Genomic DNA, 5,285 nt, shown 5'->3' on the forward strand with positions numbered 1-5,285 from the left:
TCGATCAGGGACTTCAGATCGACAAAGCGGTACTAGAATCAATAAGTTTGCTAGTGCCCATGACTTTCCGAAGTTCGTGAAGGTGGGTGCTGCGATGGAGCACGAACTTCGGAAAGTGGGCACTAGCGCAAATTGCCGCAAAAACGCTGGATGCGTTTGCACGCGTCTTCCAGATCGGAGGTCTTGGTGGCGTAGGAGATGCGGAACGCCGGTCCCAGTCCGAACGCCGACCCTTGCACCACCGCAACGCCCTCGGTTTCCAGGAGTTCGGTGACGAAATCCTGGTCGTCGGCGATGACCTTGCCCGACGGCGAAGTCTTGCCGATGGTGCCGGCGCAGGACGGATAGACATAGAAGGCGCCTTCCGGCCGCGGACAATCGATGCCCTTGGCCTGGTTGAGCATCGACACCACGAGGTCGCGCCGCTCCTTGAACACCTTGTTGTTCGCCGGAATGAAATCCTGCGGGCCGTTGAGCGCCTCGACGGCGGCCCATTGCGCGATCGACGACGGGTTCGACGTCGACTGCGACTGGATCGTCGACATCGCCTTGATCAGCAGCGCCGGGCCGCCGGCATAGCCGATGCGCCAGCCGGTCATGCAATAGGCCTTGGAGACGCCGTTCACGGTCAGCGTGCGCTCGTACAGTTTCGGTTCGACCTGGGCCGGCGTCGCGAACACGAAGTCGTCATAGACCAGGTGCTCGTACATATCGTCGGTCATCACCCAGACCTGCGGGTGCTTCACCAGCACGTCGGTGATCGCCTTCAATTCGGCGCGCGTATAGGCCGCGCCGGTCGGGTTCGACGGCGAGTTGAGGATGATCCACTTGGTCTTTGGCGTGATCGCCTTTTCCAGCGCGTCGGGCTGCAGCTTGAAGCCATGCTTCGCCGTGCACACGACCGGAACCGATTCACCGCCGGCGAGCGCCACCATTTCCGGATAGCTCACCCAGTACGGCGCCGGGATGATCACCTCGTCGCCGGGATTGATGGTCGCCATCAGCGCATTGTAGAGCACCTGCTTGCCGCCGGTACCGACGGTGATCTGGTTCGGCTTGTAGGACAGGCCGTTCTCTCGCTCGAACTTGGCTGATATCGCCTGCTTCAATTCGGGAATGCCGTCCACCGCGGTGTACTTGGTCTTGCCGGCCTCGATCGCATGGATCGCCGCCAGCTTGATGTTGGCGGGGGTGTCGAAGTCGGGTTCGCCCGCGCCGAGGCCGATGACGTTACGTCCCGCCGCTTTCAGCTCGCGTGCTTTATCCGTGACCGCAATCGTCGCGGACGGCTTCACACGGTCGAGCGCAGCGGACAGGAAAGGCATTATCGGCTCCAGATTTTTGGTTGAAAGATGCGGCCGGCACAAGACAACAGGCGCACGTGTTGCTTCTAAAACTGTTGCTATGCAGCGGCAAGCAAAAAGCTGCGATTTTACCGATACTTTGTCGTTCTCGGCCGCTTCCGATTAACGATCCGCAAAGGCCCCGTTGATAGAGCAATATCCGGAACGTGGAAGGCGTCTTTTCGAAAGATCGTGTGCCAACAGAGGGGCTCTGGTCGATGACGGACAATGATCGTTTGCGGCGCGCCGACCGTCTGATTTGGGCCCTGATCGGGTTCACAGCAGCCCCGGTCGTGGCGGCATGCGCCGGCGGCTCGTTCCATCTCGAATGGGCATCGTTCGGGCTTGTTGGGACCGCCAGCGTCTTGCTTTACGCGGCGGGTCGTTTCTATTCAGCCCGGAAGGAAGAGCGCCTCGCATCGGCGTTGCTGTGTACGGCGCAGTTTGCCTTGTTTCCGGCACTGGCCGCGCCGCTTTCCTACGTCGCGGCAAGCGCGCTACTCCCGCTTTGGGACCAGAGCTTTGCCTCCTGGGATCGAGACCTTGGGCTGGACTGGATGGGCTGGCTCGACATCATGAACAACCACCCTGCGCTTCACGAGATTTTTGCCGCCGCCTATTCCAGCTTCCTGCCGCAAGCCGCCGTCGTCATCCTTGTCTTGGGATTGGCGGGTCATCTGCTCCATTTGCGGCTGTATATCTTGAGCTTTATTTTGGCGGCCCTCATTACCATCGCGGTCTCCGCCCTTATGCCGGCCCAAGGCGTCTGGGGTTACTTCCACCTGACGACAAGCAACTATCCGAACATCACTCCGGTAACCCAGCAACTGCATCTGAAAATCTTCGACGGATTGCGCGACGGCACGTTCCGCGAACTGGTTGCGCGAGGTGCCGAAGGCATCATTACCTTTCCAAGCCTCCATACGGCAGGCGGCTGGCTCTTTATCTTCGCGATGTGGCCGGTCAGATATCTCCGTTGGATTTTCCTGCTGTTGAATCTCGTGATGATCGGCGCGACGCCCGTCGATGGCGGCCATTATTTCAGCGACATCATCGCCGGCACGGCGACCGCTGTGGTGTGCTGGATCGCGGCAGGGCGCGTTGTTTACGGTTCGCGAGAAGAGACCGTCCGAATCGAGAATTCGCCCTCAATCGAGCCGGATATGACTCCCGACTCCACCTTATTCCCCGCCGCGGAATCCAAGCCGCGCGCCCTCGCGTAAGTGTGAACGATGTCGCCTCTCGCCTTTGCACTGGCATGAACTTCTTCGGTTGCAGTGCAGTAGAGGTTTTTGACCTATTCCAGCTTCAACCCTTGCGACGCTTCCTCATCGGCATCATTGTTTAGCCCAGTTGCGGGTGGAGAAGCTGCCCGCCCGTCATCACCGGTCGAACTGTTTCGCAATGTACAAGCTCTATTCCATGCAACGCTCGGGCAACAGCTACAAGGTTCGCCTGGCGCTCGCTCTGCTCAACGCGCCCTATCGCGCGATCGAGATCGACATTCTGCGCGGCGAGAGTCGCACGCCGGAATTTCTTGGCAAGAATCCATCCGGCCAGGTTCCGCTGCTCGAAGTCGCCGAGGGGCGCTACCTCGCCGAATCCAACGCCATCCTCTGGTATGTCGCCGGCGGCACGCCGCTGGCGCCGGAGTCGCGCGTCGAACGCGCCGAAGCGTTGCAGTGGATGTTCTTCGAGCAGCACGCGCTGGAGCCGAACATCGGCGCGGCCTATTTCTGGCTCGCGCTGGTCCGGGGCGGCCGCGATCTGCAAACCCACGCGCTGGAAGACTGGATGGAGCGTGGCTATGCCGCGCTTCAGGTGATGGAGAATCACCTCAAGACCCATGATTATTTCGCGGCCGGCCAATTCACGATCGCCGACATCGCGCTCTACGGCTACACGCATGTCGCCGATCAGTGCGACTTTGATCTGTCGACCTTTCCGTCTGTTCGAGCCTGGCTAAGACGGGTCGAGCAAGTCCCCGGATTCGTGACGATGGATTCGCTTCCGGCGGAAGCGACCGCAGGCCTCGTGGCCGAGGCCTGAAACGGAAAAAATCAGGGACGAGCTGCGAGGGCAAACCGCCCGGTTCGCCGCGATTCTGGCTTTTTTGTCCCTGCCCCGCCCCAATCTCGCCGGTGAAAACTGTCACAAATTTCAACGTGGGTGATTCGGCCAGTGTGGTTGATTTGGCATTCGCTCAGCGGCGCCGCGGGTTCTGATAGCGAGAAATCCAGATCCGCACCGGTAGTTCGAAGGATTTAGACCATGACCCGGCCTTCCGGCCCGGCCGGCTTTAGCAGCCCGGCAGTGGCCGTGGCATCAACCCGGCTGACGGACGCGGCGGCGGCTTCGCTCGCGATCGGCTCGCTGTCGCTTTGCCTGATGGTCACCTTCGCGGTGCTGTCGAGCAAGCTCGGCGCGGGCCTGCCCATTCCGGCTTAATTCATTTTCTTAAGAACCGATTCTTGGAGCCGATTTGATTCGGCGCGGGCTTACGTGATGATCCGCATCGCGATCGGATGATGATGAAATCTCCTACCGCACTGGTCACGGCCGCGCTGGTAGCGGCCATTATTCTGGCGATGTCGTGCCTGATCGCCGCCGGAACGCGCGGCGAAGAAGCGCCGCTTCGCGATCTCAGGGCGCCGACTTACGACCATTCGTGAAAGATGAGGAACGCGCCGAGCGCAATCAGCGCAAATCCGAGGGCGTGATTCCACCCCAGCGGCTGCTTCAGGTACAGCACCGAGAAAACGGCGAACACGATCAGGGTGATCACCTCCTGAATCGTCTTGAGCTGCGCGGCGCTGTAGACCGCGCTGCCCCAGCGATTGGCAGGCACCGCCAGCCAGTATTCGAAAAAGGCAATTCCCCAGCTCACCAGGATCACCGCCGGAAGCCAGCTCTGCTTGAACTTGAGATGGCCATACCAGGCGAAGGTCATGAAGATGTTCGATCCGATCCGAACAGCATGAGAATAGGCAGGATGGCCGGCGGCACGGTTGGCATGGATATCCTTTCAGGAGTTCGACGGCAGGTCGTTGGCTGGCAGCTAGCCCTAACCATCCGTACGAAGTCGGGGTTCCCGAGCCAACCAGTATCATTCGAAACATAAAGACCGGACAGTTGCGCCCAAACGATCAACGGCTTTTTAAGGTTAGGGCGCGAAACTTCGCTCACAACGCATCACTTTCCATCACACTGCCTGCCTTATTCTCGTGTGGAAGCGAGACATGCAGATCGACTGGCGCGCTACTTTCGGACCGGCTCTCACCGTCATCACGGCAGGAATCGCGCTCGTCACCGATCACCTGCCGTTGACCCTCTCCAATCCGGCGCCGCTGTTCATTTGCATCGTGGCGCTCGCCGGATCACTGTCCGGCCTGCGCTCGAGCCTGATCAGCGCGGCGCTCGCCCTTGCTTCCGCCCCGCTGATTTTTTCGGCGCGCGGCGTTCCGCTCAGTTCCTTGTCGGACGACCTGACCCGCCTTGGGCTGCTCACGGTGGCGGCCGCCGGCACGGCGGTTCTGACCGGTCTGCTGCGGCAAAGGCTGGTTGATACGCTCGCCTGGGAACGCCGTCACCACGCCACCGCCGAACGGCTTTCGGCCGCGCTCGACCAGGTCGACATCGGCATCGTGCTGTTGGATTCCGACACCCGCGCCGAGTTCATCAACCGCGCCTTCCGCGATTATTTCGCGCTGCCCGACGAAAAGGCCGACAGCAATCCGCCGTTCATCGCGCTGATGTATCATGGCCGCGACACTGGCGCCTGGGAGATGCCGGAAGAGGAGTTGAGTGCCTTCATCGCGCAGCGCACGGAAATGATGCGCGCAGGCGACTCGACGCCGATCAACATCAATCTCAGAGACGGTCGGGTGCTTCGCTTCAGTTGCACGGCATTGCCCGACGGCGGGCGCATGCTGAGCTATACGC

General features: G+C 60.7%; 6 protein-coding genes and 1 pseudogene. 5 read left to right on the forward strand and 2 right to left on the reverse strand.

Annotation, left to right across the window (positions count from 1 at the left end; genetic code table 11):
• Positions 1-122: 122 nt before the first annotated feature.
• Complete coding sequence (locus WB528_RS08835; protein WP_423888041.1) at positions 123-1,325, reverse strand: pyridoxal phosphate-dependent aminotransferase; 1,203 nt, start codon at positions 1,323-1,325, stop codon at positions 123-125.
• A 236-nt stretch (positions 1,326-1,561) separates the two neighbouring features.
• Here WB528_RS08835 and WB528_RS08840 point away from each other — a divergent pair, with 236 nt between their 5' ends.
• The 4 genes from WB528_RS08840 (at position 1,562) to WB528_RS08855 (ending at position 4,015) form a co-directional block, all read left to right on the forward strand.
• Positions 1,562-2,566 carry a phosphatase PAP2 family protein gene (locus WB528_RS08840; RefSeq protein WP_423888042.1) on the forward strand — a complete coding sequence of 335 codons (1,005 nt, stop codon included), beginning with the start codon at positions 1,562-1,564 and terminating at the stop codon, positions 2,564-2,566.
• 181 nt (positions 2,567-2,747) lie between these two features.
• The gene (locus WB528_RS08845; RefSeq protein WP_423888043.1) at positions 2,748-3,392 is read left to right on the forward strand and encodes a glutathione S-transferase family protein; all 645 of its coding nucleotides are present in this window, start codon (positions 2,748-2,750) and stop codon (positions 3,390-3,392) included.
• A gap of 222 nt (positions 3,393-3,614) precedes the next feature.
• Positions 3,615-3,791 (forward strand): hypothetical protein, encoded by a 177-nt coding sequence (locus tag WB528_RS08850; protein WP_423888044.1) that lies wholly within the window; start codon positions 3,615-3,617, stop codon positions 3,789-3,791.
• A gap of 80 nt (positions 3,792-3,871) precedes the next feature.
• Complete coding sequence (locus WB528_RS08855; protein ID WP_423888045.1) at positions 3,872-4,015, forward strand: hypothetical protein; 144 nt, start codon at positions 3,872-3,874, stop codon at positions 4,013-4,015.
• Here WB528_RS08855 and WB528_RS08860 read toward each other — a convergent pair.
• Positions 4,000-4,358: pseudogene (locus WB528_RS08860) on the reverse strand (DMT family protein). The gene WB528_RS08855 and the pseudogene WB528_RS08860 sit on opposite strands and share 16 nt — an antisense overlap.
• A 224-nt stretch (positions 4,359-4,582) precedes the next feature.
• Between WB528_RS08860 and WB528_RS08865 the strand changes: the two are divergent.
• The coding region (locus tag WB528_RS08865) for a PAS-domain containing protein (protein WP_423888046.1) at positions 4,583-5,285 on the forward strand (703 nt) is incomplete at its 3' end.

The organism is Bradyrhizobium sp. (assembly GCF_049586575.1).
In the GTDB taxonomy this organism is placed as follows: domain Bacteria; phylum Pseudomonadota; class Alphaproteobacteria; order Rhizobiales; family Xanthobacteraceae; genus Bradyrhizobium.